Source organism: Georgenia satyanarayanai (assembly GCF_900116375.1).
Lineage (GTDB): Bacteria > Actinomycetota > Actinomycetes > Actinomycetales > Actinomycetaceae > Oceanitalea > Oceanitalea nanhaiensis.
This window is the reverse complement of sequence record NZ_UETB01000014.1, coordinates 58,172-76,168: the sequence shown is the minus strand read 5'-3', so window position 1 is coordinate 76,168 and position 17,997 is coordinate 58,172. Positions and strand designations below refer to the sequence as shown.

The window sequence follows — 17,997 nt, the reverse complement described above, 5'->3', positions numbered from 1 at the left end:
TCTATGGACCGCCGCGCGCGAGCCCGCGCAGGTGCCGCACTCGCGATCGCCGCGGTGCTGGCGGCATGCGGCGAGCCTGCGGGCGACAACGCCGGCACCGATGCGACCGCGAGCATGTCCACGGTGACCTTCCGCCTGTGGGACGACGCCGCGGCGGCGGCCTACCGCGAGTCCTTCGACGCCTTCAACGCCGTCCACCGCGACATCCACGTCGAGGTCGAGGTCGTGCCCGAGGCCGGCTACTCCGACCGCACCGCGTCCGACCTCGCCGAGGGCACCATGGCGGACGTCTTCTGGACGACGAGCGACGCCGTCGCCGCCCTCGCCCGCGCCGGGGACGTCCTGGAGGTGCGCGAGACGCTCGGGGAGGACGTCGGTGACTGGGAGCCGGCCGTCACCGCGCTCTACACCGACGACGACGGTCTGTGGGCCGTCCCCCAGCTGTGGGAGTCGACCGTGCTCCTCTACAACACCGTCCTCGTCGAGGAGGTCGGCGTCGACGCCGCCGCCCTCACCTGGCACCCGGACGCCGCGCGCGAGAAGACGCCCGCCGGCGGCGCCGCCACGCCCGCGCCGGCGGACACGCTGCGCCAGGCGGTCCGCAGCCTCACCCTGGACGAGGACGGGCGGACCGCCGGCGAGAAGGGGTTCACCGCCGACGACGTCGCCCAGTACGGGTTCAACACCGACCTCACCGCCCCCGCCGTCTGGCTGCCCTACCTCGCCCAGCTGGGCGGCGTCCCCGAGACGGGCGACGACCTGTCGCTCACCGGCCCCGAGGCCCGTGACGCCTTCGGCTACCTCGCCGAGCTGCCCGCCGTCCCGCCCGTCGCGACGCCGGACCGCGCGCTCTTCGCGGACGGACGCCTCGCCCTGTTCCAGTCGACCTCCGCCGAGATGCGCCGCCTCGTGGAGACCGACGTGGAGTGGGGTGTGGCGCCCGTGCCGGGCGGCCCGGGCGAGCGGGTGTCCGTCGTCGACGGCGTGGGCGCGGCCGCCAACGCCGCCACCGAGAACCCGGACGCGACGGCCGAGGTGCTGCTCTGGCTCGCCTCCACCGACGGCCAGTCGGCCCTGGCCAGCCACGGCGTCGGTGTGCCGGCCGCCACCGGCGCGCAGGACCTGTACCTCAGCTCGTGGTCCGACCGCGGCGTGGACGTGACCGCCGCCGTCGCCCCCGAGGCCACCGTCACCGCCGCGAGCGGACCCCGCGCCCGAGAGGTCCTCGAGTCGGTCCGGCCGATCCTCGAGGAGATGTTCCGTGGGGCGCTGCCGCTGACCGAGGCCCTCTCGGCCGCCCAGTCCGCCGCCGAGCAGGCCCTCGGATCCTGAGCGCGTAAATCGCGTGACAGCGCTCGGCCGACTTCCTACCCTGGTGACCACACGGGAAAGGAGGTGGTCCGAGACATGATCTCTACTTGGACGCGTGAGGTGGCTGCCCGCTAGCAGTCCACGGACGGACCTGCCGGTCCTCCGCCGACGGCGGCGAGATCCCGGCAGTCACCGACACCCGCGGGGGCCGTGGCTCGTCCACCACGGCACCCTGGCCAGGCCAGGAGCCCGCGGGTGCCCCCATGCCCTGGCAGGCTGTGCACATGGACCTTCGCATCTTCACCGAGCCCCAGCAGGGCGCCTCCTACGCCGACCAGCTCGCCATGGCGCAGCGCGCCGAGCAGCTCGGCTTCTCCGCCTTCTTCCGCTCCGACCACTACCTGCGCATGGGCGACGGCGACCCGATGCCCGGCCCGACCGACGCGTGGACCACCCTGGCCGGCCTCGCCCGCGAGACCTCCACCATCCGCCTGGGCACGCTGGTCACCTCCGCCACCTTCCGCCTGCCGGGCGTCCTGGCCATCCAGGTGGCCCAGGTCGACGACATGTCCGGGGGCCGGGTCGAGTTCGGCCTGGGCACCGGGTGGTTCGAGGAGGAGCACCGCGCCTACGGGATCCCGTTCCCCGACAGGCGCTTCGGCCTGCTCACCGAGCAGCTCGAGGTCCTCACCGGCCTGTGGTCCACCCCGGCGGGTGAGACCTTCAGCCACGACGGCGAGCACTACACGCTCGTCGACTCCCCCGCGCTGCCCAAGCCGGTGCAGGACCGGGTGCCCGTCGTCGTCGGCGGCAACGGGCCGCGCCGCACGCCGGCCCTCGCCGCACGCTTCGCCACCGAGTACAACCAGGCCTTCCCGGAGAAGGCCACGATCGCCGCGCAGCGGGACCGCGTGCGCGCCGCGTGCGAGGCCGTGGACCGTGACCCCGACGAGCTCGTCTACTCCGTCGCACTCATCGCCGACGTCGGCCGCGACGAGCAGGAGGTCGCGCGCCGCGCCGCGACGATCGGCCGCGAGCCGGAGGAGCTGCGCCGCAACGGCCTGGCCGGCACGCCGCAGGAGGTCCTCGACGGCCTGGGCGCCCTCGCCGAGCAGGGCATCACCCGCGTCTACCTCCAGTGCATGGACATGACCGACCTCGACCACCTCGACCTCATCGCCGCCGAGGTCATGGGTCAGCTGGACACCGGGGCATGACCGACGACGGCGCGCCCCGCCCCGCGCTGCGGGTGGGCCTCCACCTGGGCTACTGGTCCTCCGGCCCCCCGGCCGGGGCGGAGCGCGCCGTCGAGCTCGCCGAGGCCGCGGGCCTCGACTCCGTCTGGACCGCCGAGGCCTACGGCTCGGACGCACTGACCCCGCTGGCGTGGTGGGGCGCACGCACGACGCGCCTGCGGCTCGGTACCGGCATCGCCCAGCTCTCCGCCCGCACCCCGACGGCGACGGCGATGGCCGCCCTCACCCTCGACCACCTGTCCGGGGGCCGCTTCGTCCTCGGCCTGGGAGCCTCCGGGCCGCAGGTCGTCGAGGGCTGGTACGGGCAGCCCTACCCCCGGCCGCTCGAGCGGACCCGCGAGTACGTCGACGTCGTCCGGCAGGTGCTGCGGCGGGAGGCCCCGGTCGAGGCGGCCGGCCGCCACTACCGGCTCCCGCTGACCGGTGAGGGCACCACGGACGAGGGCAAGGCGTTGCGCCCCACCCTCCACCCGTTGCGCGCGGACCTGCCCATCCACCTCGCGGCGCAGGGACCGAGGAACGTCGTCCTCGCCGCGGAGATCGGCGACGGGTGGCTGCCCGCTTTCCACGCCCCGCGGCTGGACGGCTGGGCCCGGGAGCAGCTCGCGGCCGGCTTCGCGCGCCGTTCCCCCGACCTCCCGCCCGCGGACCGCTTCGAGGTCAACGTCAGCCTCCCGGTGGCCGTCGGGAACGACATCGAGGCGGCTGCGGACCTGCTCCGCCCCCACATCGCGCTGTACGTCGGTGGCATGGGTTCCCAGCGCTCGAACTTCCACCGGGAGGCCGTCGAGCGGCTCGGCCACGAGGCCGCGTGCGCGGAGGTCGCCCGGCTGTGGGCGGCCGGTGATCGGGCGGGCGCCGCCCGGGCCGTGCCCACCGAGCTCGTCCTCGACGTCGCGCTGGCCGGCCGCCCCGAGCAGCTGCGCGAGCAGCTCGCCGCCTGGCACGGGACCGTCGCGACCGGCGTCCTTCTCCAGCTGCCGCCCGCCGCCGTCCCCGCCGTCGTCGAGGCCCTCGCGGTCTGATCCACCCCACGGGCCCGGCGGCGGACGGTACGGTGCCGGCGTGAAGGACATCGAGATCGTCGAACGTCCCCCCTCGCTCGTCGTCGGCCTGCCCGTCCTCGCTAGGTTCGGGGACCTCGGCACGCTCGTCCCGGCAGCCTGGCGCGCACTGGCCGGCACCCTCGGCGACCGGCACCCGGGCACCCTCGCCGAGCTCAGCGTCGACCTCGGCGACGGGCGCTACCACGAGACCGTCGGCGTGCTCCTCGAGCTCGGCGACGCGGGAGCCGTCCGGATCCCCGGTGCCGTCGGCTCGCTCGTGCCGGGCGGTCGCTGGGCCCAGGTGCCGCACGACGGCCCCACCCACGCCATCGCCGACACCTTCGGCCGCCTCCTGGCGTGGATCGGGGAGCAGGGCGAGCACGCGGGGCCGCACAAGCTCGACGCCGGCTACCGGCTGGACGGCGCGCCCGAGCGACACCTCCTCGCCGTCGGTCTCCAGGCGGCCCCGCCGGCGTGACCGGGTTATGCTCGCCGTGAGTCGAAGTGCTACGCTCGCGGCGACACACGCCCCTCCCTGGGAAGGCACGCCATGGTCCGGCCCGCCGCCGACACCCCCGTCCAGCAGTCGCTCACCCGCGCCCAGCGCCTCGACCGGCTCCCGTTCACCCGCGCCCACCGCAAGCTGCTCGGCGGCTCCGGGGTGGGCTGGGCCCTGGACGCCATGGACGTCGGACTCATCTCCTTCATCATCGCCGCGCTCGGCCAGGAGTGGGGGCTCACCGACGGCGAGAAGTCCTGGATCCTCTCGGTGGGGTTCGTCGGCATGGCGATCGGCGCGAGCGTCGGCGGCCTCCTCGCCGACCGGATCGGGCGCCGGCAGGTCTTCGCGCTCACCCTCCTCATCTACGGGATCGCCACGGGGGCCTCGGCGCTCGCCACCGGGGTGGGTGCCCTCATCGTGCTGCGGTTCCTCGTCGGCCTGGGCCTGGGTGCCGAGCTGCCCGTCGCCTCGACCCTCGTCAGCGAGTACGCCCCGAAGCGGATCCGGGGGCGCGTCGTCGTCATCCTCGAGGCCTTCTGGGCCGTCGGCTGGATCGCGGCCGCGCTCATCGGCTACTTCGTCGTCCCCGGTGAGAACGGCTGGCGGTGGGCCTTCGTCATCGGGATGGTCCCCGCCGTGTACGCGATCTACGTCCGGATGCGGCTGCCGGAGTCGGTGCGCTTCCTCGAGCGCAAGGGGCGCGTGGCCGAGGCGGAGGCCGCCGTACGCGTCTACGAGGACGCCGCCGGTCAGCCGCCGGTGCCCTCCCCCGCCGTCGCCCCGGAGACCGCGACGCCGCACTGGCGTGAGCTGTGGACCTCCCGCTTCCGTCGCCGCACCGCTGCGCTGTGGGTCGTGTGGTTCGGGGTCAACTTCGCCTACTACGGGGCCTTCAGCTGGCTCCCGTCGCTGCTCGTGGACCAGGGCTTCTCGCTCGTGCGCTCCTTCGAGTACACCCTCATCATCACCCTGGCCCAGCTGCCCGGGTACGCGCTGGCCGCCTGGCTGATCGAGAAGTGGGGGCGCCGCTCCACGCTGGCCTCGTTCCTCGCGGCGTCGGCCCTCGCCGCCGTCCTCTTCGGCCAGGCGACCACCGTCCCGGCCATCATCGCCGCCGGCATGGCGCTGTCGGCCTTCAACCTCGGGGCGTGGGGCGCGCTGTACGCGGTCAGCCCGGAGATCTACCCGACGGCGCTGCGCGGCACCGGGTCCGGCAGCGCGGCGGCCTTCGGCCGGCTCGCCTCCATCGCCGCCCCGCTGACCGTCCCCCTGCTCCTCGCGGCGGGCGGGTCCGGGCTGGCCTTCGCCACCTTCGGCGTCGCGTTCGTCGTCGCCATGGTCGGCTCGCTGTTCCTGCCCGAGCTCCGCGGGGCCGCCCTCGAGGAGGAGTAGCTCAGAGCCCCGCGAGCTGGACCTGCGCCGCCTCGCGGTGCTCGGCCCGGCCGGTCGTGAGTGCGTAGACCCCGTACCCGACGGGACCCGCCGCCATGAGAGCAGCACACCGGTCGGCCAGCCCCGGCCCCCAGTCGCGCCCGCCGGCCGCCGTGTAGGCCCGCAGCGTCGCGGCGAAGGCCTCCGGCGGGGCGAACGCGTGCTGGTACATGAAGTCCCGGGCCGGGTCGTCGCCCCTCGCGGTCGTCCAGTCGAGGACACCGGTGACGACCTCGCGCTGGTCGATGAGCACGTGCGCCGGGTAGAGCTCGCCGTGGGTGAAGACCGTGTCCTCGGGCCACAGCCCATCGTCCTGCAGCCATGCCTCGTACCGCTCGAGCAGCTGCGGGTCGACCGCGAACTCCCTCGCCACCCGAGCGACGTCCGCCCGCCAGCTCTCGCGCACCTGCTCCGGCGTGCGGACCTCGATGCCGAGCTCCCGCGCCTCTGCCAGTGGAGCCGCGTGGAGGTCGGCGAGGAGCCGGCCCAGCTCGGCGGCGTAGCGCTCCGAGCCGGGGTCCACGTGCCACTCGACCTGGTCGCCCTCGAGCGTGAGACCCGGGTGCCCGGGCAGCAGCGGGTAGGCGATGAGCTCCCTCGACCGCACTCGCCACTCCGGGACGGCGACCCTCAGGTGTCGGGAGGCGAAGGCGAGGACCGCCTCCTCCTGCGCCAACGCCTCCACGACGTCGGCCCGGCGGGGGATCCGCAGCACCCACCGCCGGCCGTGCACGTCCTGCGCGTACACCACCGCGAAGTCGAGGCCGGCGTCGTTGTGCCGCAGCGTGGAGGGAGCGAGCTGCAGGCCGCGACTGGCCGCCTCGGCCAGCAGGTCGTCGTCGCCCATCCAGCTACTGTGGCAGTGGCCGGACGGGCCCGCACACCGGGCAGCTCAGGCGTCGCGCCGCCGGAGGCAGACCGCGCCGGCGACCAGGGCGAGCACCGCGTACCCCCCGACCACGGCGACGCCCTGCCAGGCCGTGAGGACATCGTTGGTGCCCTGGAGCCCGGACGTGCCGACGAACGCGACCGCGGCGGGCAGGGGCGTGAGGCTCACGAGGTCCTGCACCCACTCGAGCGGCACGAACTGGAGTACTCCCGGGACGAGGAGCAGCAGGCCGAGCACCGCCGACACGGTGGCCGCCGTGTGGCGCAGCACAGCGCCGAGGCCCAGCGCGATGAGGACGACGGCGACGAAGAAGTACGTCATCCCCGCGAAGGACTGCCAGGTGACGGCGTCGTCGAGCGCCGGGACGAGGTTCGCGTCCGCGAGCCATGGCAGTGCGGACACGGTCGCAACGACCAGGCTCAGGACGCTGACCACCACGGTGAGCGCGACCAGCGCGAGCGCCTTGGCCCACAGGACGGGCAGGCGCGAGGGCACGGCGACGAGGGTGGAGCGGATCGTCCCGGTGGAGTACTCCCCGGTGACGAGCAGCGCACCGAGGACCGCGACCGTGACCATCCCGAACTGGAAGCCGGCGATGACGAGCTCCGCACCGTGCGGCTCGATACCGAGCTCCGCGGCGAGGACGACGATGTCGTCGACGGCGGAGGCCTGGACGGCGCCGAGCGCCGCGATGACCACGACCGTGAGGGCCGCGGTCCACCAGGTCGAGCGCAGCGAGAGCAGCTTGACCCACTCACCGGCGAGGACGCCGCGGAAGCTGAGGTCGCCCGCGCCGGGGCTGCCGGGGTCGCCGGCTGCCCGGGTGGCCGCGGGTCCGGGAGGAGCGGGACGGGGCTGGGTCGTCGTGGTCATCGCGGGGTCTCCGTCGTCGTCGTGGTGGAGCGGTACTCGACCGCAGAGCCGGTGAGGTTGAGGTAGGCCTCCTCGAGGCTGGCGCGCTGGTGCCGCAGCTCGTGCAGCGCGATGCCCTCGCGGGCGGCGAGCTCGCCCACGGCCTCGACGGAGCTGCCGCGGACGCGCAGCCCGCCGTCGTCCGCCCGCTCGACGGCGGCGCCGGCGCCCTCCAGGCGCGACCCGAGCTCGCCGACCCGCGGGGAGCGGACGACGACGACGGCTCCGGTCGCGGAGTCGATGACGTCCTGGACGGGGCCGGCGGCGATGATGCGTCCGCGCCCGATGACGAGAAGCTGGTCGGCCGTCATCGCCATCTCGCTCATGAGGTGGGAGGACAGGAGGACGGTGCGGCCCTCGGCCGCCAGCTGGCGCACGAGCGTGCGGACCCAGGTGACGCCCTCGGGGTCCAGGCCGTTGACCGGCTCGTCGAGGATGAGGGTGCGCGGGTCCCCGAGCAGCGCGACGGCGATGCCGAGGCGCTGCCCCATGCCGAGGGAGAAGCTCCGCACGCGCCGGTGGGCGACCGGGCCGAGGCCGGTCATCTCGATGACCTCGTCGACGCGTCCCCGGGGGATGCGGTGGCTCGCCGCGAGCGCCCGCAGGTGCGACCGGGCGCTGCGGCCGGGGTGCGCGGCGCCGGCGTCGAGCAGCGCCCCCACCTCGCGCAACGGCGAGCGGTGGTGGCGGTAGTGCGCCCCGTTGACGGTGACGGACCCGGAGGTCGGCCGGTCGAGGCCGACGACCATCCGCATCGTCGTCGACTTCCCCGCACCATTGGGCCCGAGGAAGCCGGTGACCGTCCCGGCGGGGATCGTGAAGCTGACGCCGTCGACGGCGACCTTGTCGCCGTACCGCTTGGTGAGCTTGCGTGCCTCGATCATCATCGTCCTCTCGTCGGCCGGCACTGCCCGGCCCTCGGACCTCAGTGAAGCGGCGCCGACCGGGGCGGCGGATCGGGGACCGACCCCCGCTCCTCCCTGAGTCCTCGGCCGCCGGCTCGGGGATCCCCCTTGCCACCCACCCGGCGTTCACGCTGCGGACACCCGGCGGTCACCCCGCGGCCCTAGCGTCGGGGCCGACCCCGGCCGACCGACGAAGGACGCCCATGCCCACCTCCCCCTCCCTGCGCCGCACGGCGGCCGCGACCACCGCCCTGGCGGCCGTCGCCCTGACCCTGCCGGCACTCACCGCCGGGGCCGCGACCGTCCCCGTGTCCGTCACCGCGGGCGACGCCGCGTTCGAGCTCACCGCGATCGGCACCTACGAGTCGGGCGTCTTCGACGAGTCGGCCGCCGAGATCGTCACCTTCCACGCCGCCACCCAGCGGCTGTTCGTCGTCAACGCGGCCGCCGCGACGGTCGACGTCCTCGACCTCTCCGACCCCGCCGCCCCGGCCCTCCTCCACCGGATCGAGACGCCGGGGACCGCGGCCGCGGACGGCAGCACCGTCACCGCGGGTGCTGTGGCCAACTCGGTCGCCGTCCGCGCGGACGGCCTCGGCGTCATCGCCGTCGAGCACCCGACGAAGACGGAGCCCGGCTGGCTCGTCGCCTTCGACGCCGCCGGTGACGGCGAGCTGCTCGGCGCTGTCCGCGTCGGTCCGCTGCCCGACATGGTGACGACGACGGCGGACGGCCGGTACGCCGTCGTCGCGAACGAGGGCGAGCCCGCCGACGACTTCACCGCCGACCCGGAGGGTTCGGTCGCCGTCGTCACCCTGCCTGCTTCCGTCGCCGCGCCCACGCAGGACGACGTGCGTACCGCGGGCTTCCACGCCTGGGACGACGGCACACGCGTCCTTCCGGTGGGCGTCCGGGTCTTCGGGCCGACCCCGCACGGGGAGGACCTGCCCGTCTCGCGGAACCTCGAGCCGGAGTACGTCACGATCGGTGCCGACGACCGCACCGCCTACGTGGCACTGCAGGAGGCCAACGCCGTGGCCGTGGTCGACCTCGGGTCCGCCACCGTCAGCGACCTCTGGCCCCTCGGCCTCAAGGACCACTCGGTGGAGGGCAACGGCCTGGACCCCTCCGACCGCGACCCGGAGGACGCCCCGACCATCAACATCCGCACCTACCCCGGCGTCCGCGGGGTCTACATGCCTGACGGCATGGCGTCGTACACGGCCGGCGGGCAGACCTACCTCGTGACCGCCAACGAGGGCGACGCCCGGGAGTGGGGTGACTACGTCGAGTCGGTCCGGGTCAAGGACCTCGGCGACCCGGACGAGACGCCGGCGCCCGCTGTGTGCGAGGACGCTCCCGTCGCCGACTTCCTCGGCGACGAGCACCTCGGCCGGCTCAACGTCAGCATCGCCGGCGGCCTGGCGGAGGACGGGTCCTGCTTCGAGGAGCTCCACGCCTTCGGTGGCAGGTCGCTGTCGATCTGGACGACGGACGGCGAGCAGGTCTTCGACACCGGTGACGAGCTGGAGCGCATCACGGCAGCGGCCGTGCCCGAGTTCTTCAACTCCAACCACAGCGAGTCCACCCTGGAGGGCCGCAGCGAGGACAAGGGGCCGGAGCCCGAGAACCTCGCGATCGGCGAGGTCGACGGCCGCACCTACGCCTTCCTCGGCCTCGAGCGGGTGGGCGGCGTCGTCGTCCACGACATCACCGACCCCACCGACGCGTTCTTCGTCACCTACCTCAACAACCGGGACTTCTCCGTGTCGATGGAGGACGTCATCGACGCGGAGCCCGGCACGGACGCCGTGCAGGCTGCGCTCACCCAGGCCGGCGACCTCGGGCCGGAGGGCGTCACCTTCATCCCCGCCGCGGACTCCGGCACCGGGCTGCCCCTCGTCGCGGTGGGCAACGAGGTGTCCGGCACGACGACGATCTTCTCCGTCGGCCGGGCGACGCCGGTGGTGCCGGCCACCGTCGAGTTCACCGACGGGGACGGGACGGAGCACGACGTGTACACCGTCCCGGCCGTCGACGGCGTCGAGTACCTCGTCGACGGTGCCGTCGTGGCGGCCGGGACGTACCCGGGCACCGGCACGGTGACCGTCGTGGCGCGGGCCCTGCCCGGGTTCGTCCTCGACGACGGTGCCTCCGCCGAGTGGACGTGGACCTTCTCGGCCGAGGGTGCAGCCGCCCCTGCGCCGGCCGAGCCGGCCCCGTCGCCCGAGCCGACGACCGACGACGCCGGTGACGACGCCACCGCCGGCGGTCCGAACGGGCGCGGGTCGCTGCCGACCACCGGCTCGTCGGTCGGCGTCCTCGGTGCAGCCGCGGGCGTGCTGCTCGCTCTGGGCGCCGCTGCTGTGCTCGCACGCCGGCGCGCGACCGCGAGCTGACCCGTCCGGCGCGCGGCACGGGCCGGCTCAGGTCCCCGCCGCGCGCCGGAGCGGTCCGTCCACCCGGCGGTCGCCACCGTCTCGGCGAGGCCGGCCCGGCGGCACGAACGCGGCTGCTAGCGCCCCCGCTCCTCGCTGATGGAGTTGGCGCCGTCGACCGTGATCAGCTGCCCCGTGATGTAGGACGCGCCCTCACCGGCAAGGAACGCGATCACGTACGCCACCTCGTCTGCAGTGCCGGACCGGCCCACGGGTGTGGCCGCACCCATCCTCCGCTCGTGGTCGGAGGCGGACGCCGTGTCGATCCACCCCGGGGCGACCGCGTTCACCGTGACACCCGCCGCGGCCGTGTCGATCGCCGTCGAGCGCGTCAGGCCGACCACGCCGGCCTTCGCCGCGTGGTACGCGACGTCGCCGCCGTAGGCGGCGACAGGCCCCGACACCGAGGACACGTTGACGATCCGGCCGTAGCCCGCAGCCTGCATGAGGCCCACGACGGCGCGGGTCATGAGGAACGTCGTGGTGAGGTTCCGGTCCAGTGAGGCCTGCCAGTGGTGCAGGGAGAGTCCGCCGGTCGCTCCCGAGGCGTACGAGCCGGACACGGCGGTCATCCCGGCGTTGTTGACGAGGACGTCCACGCCGCCGAACGCGTCCAACGCGCAGGCGAGGACGGCGTCCACGCCCGCCTGGTCGGTGAGGTCGGCGACCACTCCCTCGGCCTGGACGCCCTCGGCGCGCAGCTCCGAGACTCGTCCGAAGATCCGGTTCGTCGTGGACGTGATCACCACCTGACATCCGCCGGCGCCGAGCAGACGTGCCACCGCGAAACCGATTCCCTGCGTGCTTCCCGCGCCGGTGATGATGGCGACTCGCGGTCCTTGCGTGGTCATGGTGACACCTTCCGTTGTTGTGGCACTGCTCTCGACCGCTGTGCTGCTCGCCGGGCCGCGGGGTCGCGGTCACCCGTCCCTGCTCGCGTCGAACTGAGCCATGACCAGTGCGGCTGTGCTCGCGAACCCGGACGCGAGAAGGAGGAGCATCGAGGGGACGAACTCGGAGGGACGCGGGATCCACCCGCCGAGCGCCCAGGGCAGGATCATGGCCGCGAGGACCGCTGCGCTCGTCGCCCACTCGTTGATGACGAACGCGTGGGACATGCCGGACCTCCCACCCGCGAGGGTGCGGAGTCCCGTCTCGACGGTCATCACGATGAGGACCGTGCCGAGGGCGGCGAACGAGACTGCGCCCCACAGCCGGTCCGTCGCCGCCAGGAAGAGCGGGACGAACAGCGGGATCGAGTAGGCGGTGAAGACCCATCGCGTGCCGGACCGGAGGTACACGTCCGTCGCGCGAGATCCGGTCACCCGGCGATGTGCGCTGGAGTCGATGTAGAAGAACACCCCGACGATGAAGGTTCCCAGGAGCGTGGCGGACACACCGGCCAGGCTCAGCAGGAACTCCTGATCCACCGGTTTCATGAGCGACCTCGCTCCGCCTCGCTGGGGGGTCGCTGCCCGATCCGGCCGAGATGCGTGTGGGTGAAGCCCTCGTCGAGCTTGAGTCCGTAGCCGAGCGCTCGATCGACCGCGACGTGGAAGGCCCAGCACGCGGCGAGGAGGAAGAGCCAGACCACCTGGTGGTCCGCGACGAGCAGAGCGAGGGACAGCGCCGACACCGCCGCCGGACCGGTGTAGCTGTGGACCGCGTTGTACGAGGCGGCACCGGCACGCGGGCCGCGGAGGTACCCGACCGCAGAGAGGTCGAAGAGCAGGAAGGCGGCGAGGAGCAGCCACCACGGCCGCCCGAAGGCCACCATCGCGAGAAGGATCGCGACGGCGATGGCAGCGTTCTCGATCCGCTGGATCGTCGCGGCCATGTCAGTCCGGCCACCCTGCTCATGGGTACGCATCGATTGCTCCTCTCCGCCGTCGCAGCTCGCCAGGTCGACGTCGATCCGTCCCGGAGCTCCGTGAACCAGTCCGCTCGCCGCCGGTTCCTGAGACCTCCTCAGGCTCGCACCGGTGGCGGCACCTTCGCGTCGGTAGAAACCCCTGAGGACGGGATTCCGCGCATCGAGGTCGCTCACGTCCCCGCGGGGATCACCCGGACGAGGCCGCGACCGCTGCTCGGAGCGCTCCCTCCACCCAGCGCTTCACCTCCCGCGGCGAGCGGAGTCGGACGACGACGAGGTGGGGCTCGTGCTCCTCAAGCAGCGGCACCCGGACGCGGAGCTTGCCGCGGGTGTGCACGGCCCAGCGCACGACGTGCTCGCGGTCGGTGAGCACCGTCCACAGCGGTGGCTCCACGTTGCCGTTCCACAGCTCCTGCCGGCGCAGTCGCCGCCCGACCGTCCGGCGCAGCAGCCGCGGCAGTGTGACGGTGGCGAAGGCCAGGTCGAGCCACACGAGGAGGTCGGCGCGCTCGGCGAGGAGCGGCCTGGCGCCGGTGTACTGCCACTCGGTCGTCCAGGCGTCCCGCGCGACGAGCGCGCGGACGTCGTCGAGGAACTCGGTCCGCGGGACCCAGCCGGGACCGTGGAACAGGGCGTCGATCTCCGTGTGGGGGCCGCCGGTGACGGCGGCGACCCGCCGCGCGAGCGTCGTCTTCCCGGCGCCCGACACGCCCGCCACCAGCACCCGCCGGGGGCGGTGGGGAAGCGGGTCGTCGTGGCGCAGCACGCGCGGAATGCTACGCGCGGGGCCGCCCCGACGGACTACTTCTCGGCGCCGGCCATGAGCTGCCCGAAGTACTCCCCGACCGCCGCGTCGGCCCAGCTCCAGGCGTCCTCCCCGCGGAGCACGACGTCGCTGCCCCCGTCGCAGTAGATGGTCTGCCCCGCGCAGTGGGTGTTCTCCACCGACGTCAGCCAGAGGCACAGGTTGGCGATGGACTCCGGCGGCTGGTGGTAGTTCAGCGGCATCGGCACGACGGCGTCGACGAACGCGGTGGACTCGGGCGAGGCAAGGAGCTGCTCGGTCATCGGCGTCGTGACGATGCCCGGGGCGACGGCGTTGAGCGGGATCCCCGCGCCCGCCCACTCGGCGGTGATCGACCGGGCGCGGACCCAGCGGGAGACCGCCCGCTTGGTCGAGGCGTAGATGAGGTTGCCGGTCTGCGGGTCAGCAGCGAGCTGCTCGGCAACCTCCAGGGCTGCGGCCTCGTCCGCGCCGAGCAGCGCCTCGACGAGAGGCGGATGGTTCGGCTGCAGCGAGGACATCGAGCTCACGACGACGGCGCGCGGGGCGTCGGACCTCGCCAGTGCCGGCTGCAGCGCGGTGAGGAGCTCGACGACGCCGTAGTAGTTGACCGACACGGTGAGCGCGGTGGGCAGGGAGACCCCGGCCGAGGCGATGACGGCGTCGACGGTCCCGCCGGTGGCCTCGAGGACCGCGGCGACCGCCTGCTCGCGCCCGGCGGGCGTGGAGAGGTCCGCGGTGATGTCGGAGCCGCGCAGGTCGACCCCGACGACGGTTGCCCCTGCCTCACGCAGGAGGCGGGCCGCGGCGGCGCCGATCCCTGAGCCGGCGCCGGTGATGACGTAGGTGCGTGCCACGGGATCCTCCGATGTTCGGTGTGCTCCCCACTCTTCCGCAGGCGGACGGGCACGATCACGGTCGAAGGTCCCGGGCCGGGGACGCGAGGAGCCGGACCGCTCGGGTGAGCGGTCCGGCTCTCAGCGCGGCGGACGGGCTGGGCTCAGAAGTCCCAGTCCTCGTCCTCGGTGTCCACGGCCTTGCCGATGACGTAGCTGGACCCGGAGCCGGAGAAGAAGTCGTGGTTCTCGTCGGCGTTGGGGCTCAGCGAGGAGAGGATCGCCGGGTTGACGTTGGTCTGGTCCTTGGGGAACAGCCCCTCGTAGCCGAGGTTCATCAGCGCCTTGTTCGCGTTGTAGCGCAGGAAGGCGTTGACGTCGTCGGTGAGCCCGAGGGGACCGTAGAGGTCCTCGGTGTACTGCTCCTCGTTGTCGTACAGCTCCAGGAGCAGCTCGAAGGTGTAGTCCTTGAGCTCCTGACGACGCTCGGGCGAGGCCTTCTCCACCGCCTTCTGGTACTTGTAGCCGATGTAGTACCCGTGCACGGCCTCGTCGCGGATGATGAGGCGGATGAGGTCCGCGGTGTTGGTGAGCTTGGCCCGCGAGGACCAGTACATCGGGGCGTAGAAGCCGGAGTAGAAGAGGAAAGACTCGAGCATCGTCGAGGCGACCTTGCGCTTCTCGGGGTCGTCACCGCGGTAGTACTCCATGACGATCGCGGCCTTGCGCTGGAGGTGCTCGTTCTCCTCCGACCAGCGGAACGCCTCGTCGATCTCCCGCGTCGAGATGAGCGTGGAGAAGATCGAGGAGTAGCTCTTCGCGTGCACCGACTCCATGAAGGCGATGTTCGTGTACACCGCCTCCTCGTGGGGGGTGACGGCGTCGGGGATGAGGCTCACCGCGCCGACGGTGCCCTGGATGGTGTCGAGCAGGGTGAGCCCGGTGAACACCCGGGTGGTCATCGTCTGCTCGGCCGCGCTCAGGGTGTTCCACGACTGGATGTCGTTGGACAGCGGCACCTTCTCGGGCAGCCAGAAGTTGCCGGTCAGGCGGTCCCAGACCTCGACGTCCTTCTCGTCCTGCACCCGGTTCCAGTTGATGGCCTGGACCCGGTCGACGAGCTTGAGCTTCTCCACGGTCTTCGTCTCTCTCTGTGTCTCGGGGGCGGTCAGCGCTGTGGGGTCACAGCGTGCAGCTGACGCAGCCCTCCACCTCGGTGCCCTCGAGGGCCATCTGACGCAGGCGGATGTAGTAGAGCGTCTTGATGCCCTTGCGCCAGGCGTAGATCTGCGCCTTGTTGAGGTCGCGGGTGGTGACGGTGTCCTTGAAGAAGAGGGTCAGCGACAGGCCCTGGTCCACGTGCTGGGTGGCCGCGGCGTAGGTGTCGATGATCTTCTCGGGACCGATCTCGTACGCGTCCTCGTAGTACTCGAGGTTGTCGTTCGTCATGTAGGGCGCCGGGTAGTAGACCCGCCCGAGCTTGCCCTCCTTGCGGATCTCGATCTTCGACACGATCGGGTGGATCGAGGAGGTCGAGTTGTTGATGTAGGAGATCGAGCCGGTGGGCGGCACGGCCTGGAGGTTCTGGTTGTACAGGCCGTGCGCCTTGACCGAGGCGGCCAGCGCACGCCAGTCCTCTTGGGTGGGGATGTGGACGCCGGCGAACAGCTCGCGCACCCGCTCGGTCTGCGGCACCCACTCCTGCTCGATGTACTTGGTGAAGAACTCACCGGTGGCGTACGTCGAGCGCTCGAAGCCCGCGAAGGACTTCCCCCGCTCGATCGCCAGCTTGTTCGACTCGGTGATCGCGTGGAAGGCCACCGTGTAGAAGTAGATGTTGGTGAAGTCGATGCCCTCCTCCGAGCCGTAGTACACCCGCTCGCGAGCGAGGTAGCCGTGGAGGTTCATCTGGCCCAGGCCGATGGCGTGGGACTCGTTGTTGCCCTTGTCGATCGAGGGCACCGAGGTGATGTGCGTCTGGTCGGACACCGCCGTCAGGGCACGGACGGCCGTGCCGATCGTCCTGCCCAGGTCCGGGGAGTCCATCGCCTTGGCGATGTTCAGCGAGCCGAGGTTGCACGAGATGTCCTTGCCGACCTCCGCGTAGGAGAGGTCGTCGTTGTACGACGACGGCGTGGACACCTGGAGGATCTCCGAGCACAGGTTCGACATGCTGATGCGGCCGTCGATCGGGTTCGCGGCGTTGACCGTGTCCTCGAACATCACGTACGGGTAGCCGGACTCGAACTGGATCTCGGCGATCGTCTGGAAGAAGTCACGCGCCTTGATCGAGGTCTTCTTGATCCGGTCGTCCGCGACCATCTCGTCGTACTTCTCCGTCACGCTGATCTCGGAGAAGGGCACGCCGTAGACACGCTCGACGTCGTAGGGCGAGAACAGGAACATGTCCGCGTTCGTCTTGGCGAGCTCGAAGGTGACGTCGGGGACGACGACACCGAGCGAGAGGGTCTTGATGCGGATCTTCTCGTCCGCGTTCTCCCGCTTGGTGTCGAGGAACTTCATGATGTCGGGGTGGTGGGCGTTGAGGTACACCGCGCCGGCGCCCTGACGCGCCCCCAGCTGGTTGGCGTAGGAGAAGGAGTCCTCGAGGAGCTTCATCACCGGGATGACGCCGGAGGACTGGTTCTGGATGCGCTTGATCGGCGCACCCGCCTCACGGAGGTTGGTCAGCGACAGTGCCACGCCGCCGCCGCGCTTGGAGAGCTGGAGGGCGGAGTTGATGCCGCGGGCGATCGACTCCATGTTGTCCTCGGTGCGCAGGAGGAAGCACGAGACGAGCTCACCGCGCGAGGACTTGCCGGCGTTGAGGAAGGTGGGCGTTGCCGGCTGGAACCGGCCGGTGATGACCTCCTCGACGATGTCGAGGGCGACCCGCTCGTCACCGGCGGCAAGGGCCAGGGCCACCATGATCACGCGGTCCTCGAAGCGCTCGAGGTACGTCGTGCCGTCGAAGCTCTTAAGCGTGTAGGACGTGTAGTACTTGAAGGCGCCGAGGAAGGACTCGAAGCGGAAGTCGAGGGAGTCGGCGAACTGCCAGACCCGGTCGAGGAACTCCGGGGAGTACTGCTCGAGCACCTCCTTCTCGTAGTAGCCCTCCTCGACGAGGTAGCGCAGGCGCTCCGCGACGCTGGGGAAGGTGACGGTGCTCGGCACGACGTGCTGACGGAAGTAGGCGTCGACCGCCTCCCTGTCGGCGTCGAACTGGATGTTCCCGTCGGCGTCGTAGAGGTTGAGCATCGCGTTGAGGGCGTGGTAGTCGAGCTCCGGAGCCGCGCCCTGCGTCATGCCGATATCAGTGACCGTTGCTGCCAAAACTGTCCCAATCCCTCATGGACGCGCGAGACGTCCTCTGCTGTTCCGAGTAGTTCGAACCTGTACAGGTAGGGCACCCCGAGCTTCGCGGCGACGATGTCACCGGCGATGCAGTAGGCGGTGCCGAAGTTCGTGTTCCCCGCCGCGATGACCGCGCGACACAGCCCGCGGTTACCTTCGTCGTTGAGGAACTTGATGACCTGCCGGGGCACTGCCCCGCGCTGGTTGCCGCCCCCGTAGGTCGGCACGATGAGCACGTACTCCTCATCCACGGTGAGGAAGGGCTCCGTCGGCCGCAACGGGATGCGGTGCGCCTCGAGGCCCAGCCGCTCGACGAAGCGGTGCGTGTTCTGGGAAGCCGACGAGAAGTAGACAAGGTTCCCCATGTCACCCCCTCGAGAGTCTGTTGCGTGCACCGGGCCGGAGCCCTGATGGTCTCGGCCGGGTCGCCGGGTGAGGGCGACCCGACCGAAGTGTGTGG

General features: G+C 72.1%; 17 protein-coding genes. 6 read left to right on the top strand and 11 right to left on the bottom strand.

What is annotated here, in order from left to right; translation table 11 throughout:
• The first annotated feature begins 3 nt into the window (after window positions 1-3).
• The 5 genes from DSZ44_RS14950 to DSZ44_RS14930 all read left to right on the top strand — a co-directional run bounded on the left by DSZ44_RS14950 (window position 4) and on the right by DSZ44_RS14930 (window position 5,507).
• Window positions 4-1,332, top strand: a complete 1,329-nt coding sequence (locus tag DSZ44_RS14950; protein WP_181424664.1) for an extracellular solute-binding protein — start codon at window positions 4-6, stop codon at window positions 1,330-1,332.
• A gap of 263 nt (window positions 1,333-1,595) precedes the next feature.
• Window positions 1,596-2,528, top strand: coding sequence for an LLM class F420-dependent oxidoreductase (locus DSZ44_RS14945; protein ID WP_110853450.1), 933 nt, complete (start codon window positions 1,596-1,598; stop codon window positions 2,526-2,528).
• Between the two features lie 26 nt (window positions 2,529-2,554).
• Complete coding sequence (locus tag DSZ44_RS14940; RefSeq protein WP_110853449.1) at window positions 2,555-3,592, top strand: LLM class F420-dependent oxidoreductase; 1,038 nt, start codon at window positions 2,555-2,557, stop codon at window positions 3,590-3,592.
• Between the two features lie 40 nt (window positions 3,593-3,632).
• Window positions 3,633-4,091: a GyrI-like domain-containing protein gene (locus DSZ44_RS14935; RefSeq protein WP_110853423.1), complete on the top strand. Its 459-nt coding sequence runs from the start codon at window positions 3,633-3,635 to the stop codon at window positions 4,089-4,091.
• 72 nt (window positions 4,092-4,163) lie between these two features.
• Window positions 4,164-5,507 (top strand): MFS transporter, encoded by a 1,344-nt coding sequence (locus DSZ44_RS14930; RefSeq protein ID WP_110853422.1) that lies wholly within the window; start codon window positions 4,164-4,166, stop codon window positions 5,505-5,507.
• A gap of 1 nt (window position 5,508) precedes the next feature.
• Here DSZ44_RS14930 and DSZ44_RS14925 read toward each other — a convergent pair whose 3' ends face one another.
• Genes DSZ44_RS14925 through DSZ44_RS14915 form a run of 3 tightly spaced genes read right to left on the bottom strand, consistent with a single transcriptional unit; the run spans window position 5,509 to window position 8,231 of the window.
• Window positions 5,509-6,393 carry a macrolide 2'-phosphotransferase gene (locus DSZ44_RS14925; RefSeq protein ID WP_110853421.1) on the bottom strand — a complete coding sequence of 295 codons (885 nt, stop codon included), beginning with the start codon at window positions 6,391-6,393 and terminating at the stop codon, window positions 5,509-5,511.
• A 45-nt stretch (window positions 6,394-6,438) separates the two neighbouring features.
• Window positions 6,439-7,308, bottom strand: a complete 870-nt coding sequence (locus tag DSZ44_RS14920) for an ABC transporter permease subunit (protein WP_110853420.1) — start codon at window positions 7,306-7,308, stop codon at window positions 6,439-6,441.
• Complete coding sequence (locus DSZ44_RS14915; protein WP_110853448.1) at window positions 7,305-8,231, bottom strand: ABC transporter ATP-binding protein; 927 nt, start codon at window positions 8,229-8,231, stop codon at window positions 7,305-7,307. The genes DSZ44_RS14920 and DSZ44_RS14915 overlap by 4 nt, the downstream gene beginning before the upstream one ends.
• Window positions 8,232-8,455: 224 nt before the next feature.
• Between DSZ44_RS14915 and DSZ44_RS14910 the strand changes: the two genes are divergently transcribed.
• Window positions 8,456-10,651 carry a choice-of-anchor I family protein gene (locus tag DSZ44_RS14910; protein ID WP_110853419.1) on the top strand — a complete coding sequence of 732 codons (2,196 nt, stop codon included), beginning with the start codon at window positions 8,456-8,458 and terminating at the stop codon, window positions 10,649-10,651.
• A 116-nt stretch (window positions 10,652-10,767) separates the two neighbouring features.
• On the opposite strand, the gene DSZ44_RS14905 is transcribed toward DSZ44_RS14910, so the two are convergent.
• The 8 genes from DSZ44_RS14905 to nrdI form a co-directional block, all read right to left on the bottom strand.
• Complete coding sequence (locus DSZ44_RS14905) at window positions 10,768-11,541, bottom strand: SDR family NAD(P)-dependent oxidoreductase (RefSeq protein WP_110853418.1); 774 nt, start codon at window positions 11,539-11,541, stop codon at window positions 10,768-10,770.
• Window positions 11,542-11,610: 69 nt separating this feature from the next.
• Window positions 11,611-12,129 (bottom strand): hypothetical protein, encoded by a 519-nt coding sequence (locus DSZ44_RS14900; protein WP_110853417.1) that lies wholly within the window; start codon window positions 12,127-12,129, stop codon window positions 11,611-11,613.
• Window positions 12,126-12,560 carry a DUF4260 family protein gene (locus DSZ44_RS14895; RefSeq protein WP_220035221.1) on the bottom strand — a complete coding sequence of 145 codons (435 nt, stop codon included), beginning with the start codon at window positions 12,558-12,560 and terminating at the stop codon, window positions 12,126-12,128. The genes DSZ44_RS14900 and DSZ44_RS14895 overlap by 4 nt, the downstream gene beginning before the upstream one ends.
• A gap of 190 nt (window positions 12,561-12,750) precedes the next feature.
• Window positions 12,751-13,329, bottom strand: coding sequence for a P-loop NTPase family protein (locus tag DSZ44_RS14890; protein WP_110853415.1), 579 nt, complete (start codon window positions 13,327-13,329; stop codon window positions 12,751-12,753).
• A gap of 35 nt (window positions 13,330-13,364) precedes the next feature.
• The gene (locus DSZ44_RS14885) at window positions 13,365-14,204 is read right to left on the bottom strand and encodes an SDR family oxidoreductase (protein WP_110853414.1); all 840 of its coding nucleotides are present in this window, start codon (window positions 14,202-14,204) and stop codon (window positions 13,365-13,367) included.
• 143 nt (window positions 14,205-14,347) lie between these two features.
• Window positions 14,348-15,319: a class 1b ribonucleoside-diphosphate reductase subunit beta gene (gene nrdF, locus DSZ44_RS14880; protein WP_110853413.1), complete on the bottom strand. Its 972-nt coding sequence runs from the start codon at window positions 15,317-15,319 to the stop codon at window positions 14,348-14,350.
• Between the two features lie 46 nt (window positions 15,320-15,365).
• Window positions 15,366-17,489 (bottom strand): class 1b ribonucleoside-diphosphate reductase subunit alpha, encoded by a 2,124-nt coding sequence (gene nrdE / locus DSZ44_RS14875; RefSeq protein ID WP_110853412.1) that lies wholly within the window; start codon window positions 17,487-17,489, stop codon window positions 15,366-15,368.
• The gene (gene nrdI / locus DSZ44_RS14870; RefSeq protein WP_110853411.1) at window positions 17,486-17,902 is read right to left on the bottom strand and encodes a class Ib ribonucleoside-diphosphate reductase assembly flavoprotein NrdI; all 417 of its coding nucleotides are present in this window, start codon (window positions 17,900-17,902) and stop codon (window positions 17,486-17,488) included. Before nrdI ends, nrdE begins: the two co-directional genes overlap by 4 nt.
• Window positions 17,903-17,997 lie beyond the last annotated feature (95 nt).

Bases quoted from the DNA above. Each gene is read 5' to 3' on its own strand.
- DSZ44_RS14925 (WP_110853421.1), bottom strand. From the start codon at position 6,393: ATGGGCGACGACGACCTGCTGGCCGAGGCGGCCAGTCGCGGCCTGCAG.
- DSZ44_RS14945 (WP_110853450.1), top strand. From the start codon at position 1,596: ATGGACCTTCGCATCTTCACCGAGCCCCAGCAGGGCGCCTCCTACGCC.
- DSZ44_RS14900 (WP_110853417.1), bottom strand. From the start codon at position 12,129: ATGAAACCGGTGGATCAGGAGTTCCTGCTGAGCCTGGCCGGTGTGTCC.
- DSZ44_RS14930 (WP_110853422.1), top strand. From the start codon at position 4,164: ATGGTCCGGCCCGCCGCCGACACCCCCGTCCAGCAGTCGCTCACCCGC.
- nrdE (WP_110853412.1), bottom strand. From the start codon at position 17,489: ATGACGCAGGGCGCGGCTCCGGAGCTCGACTACCACGCCCTCAACGCG.
- DSZ44_RS14920 (WP_110853420.1), bottom strand. From the start codon at position 7,308: ATGACCACGACGACCCAGCCCCGTCCCGCTCCTCCCGGACCCGCGGCC.
- nrdI (WP_110853411.1), bottom strand. From the start codon at position 17,902: ATGGGGAACCTTGTCTACTTCTCGTCGGCTTCCCAGAACACGCACCGC.
- DSZ44_RS14915 (WP_110853448.1), bottom strand. From the start codon at position 8,231: ATGATCGAGGCACGCAAGCTCACCAAGCGGTACGGCGACAAGGTCGCC.
- DSZ44_RS14950 (WP_181424664.1), top strand. From the start codon at position 4: ATGGACCGCCGCGCGCGAGCCCGCGCAGGTGCCGCACTCGCGATCGCC.
- DSZ44_RS14905 (WP_110853418.1), bottom strand. From the start codon at position 11,541: ATGACCACGCAAGGACCGCGAGTCGCCATCATCACCGGCGCGGGAAGC.
- DSZ44_RS14895 (WP_220035221.1), bottom strand. From the start codon at position 12,560: ATGCGTACCCATGAGCAGGGTGGCCGGACTGACATGGCCGCGACGATC.
- DSZ44_RS14910 (WP_110853419.1), top strand. From the start codon at position 8,456: ATGCCCACCTCCCCCTCCCTGCGCCGCACGGCGGCCGCGACCACCGCC.